Origin of the sequence: Streptomyces sp. URMC 124, from assembly GCF_051386455.1 — a bacterium.
Taxonomy (GTDB): Bacteria; Actinomycetota; Actinomycetes; order Streptomycetales; family Streptomycetaceae; genus Streptomyces.
Window position 1 is genome coordinate 1 of record NZ_JBPQTS010000606.1, and the last position, 244, is coordinate 244.

At 53.7% G+C, this 244-nt stretch carries 1 protein-coding gene; it reads right to left on the bottom strand.

All coding sequences use genetic code 11. The features are described from left to right. Positions 1–244: hypothetical protein (locus ACSNOG_RS33865; RefSeq protein ID WP_436756499.1), on the bottom strand; the 244-nt coding region annotated here is incomplete at both ends.

Genomic DNA, 244 nt, shown 5'->3' on the forward strand with positions numbered 1-244 from the left:
GCCGTAATTCATGCCCATGGAGCCTTCGGAAGGCACCAGATGCTTATTCGGCGAATGCATGAACTCGGAGAAGATCTTGGTGTAGTCCTTTCCGAGGATATGCGCAAGCACGTTCAGACGTCCGCGGTGCGCCATACCGACAAGGATCGAGTTGACATCCACTTCCGCTAATTGCTGAACAATCTCGTCAAGAAGCGGTACCAGCGCTTCGTTGCCTTCGACCGAGAAACGCTTTGCTCCAACG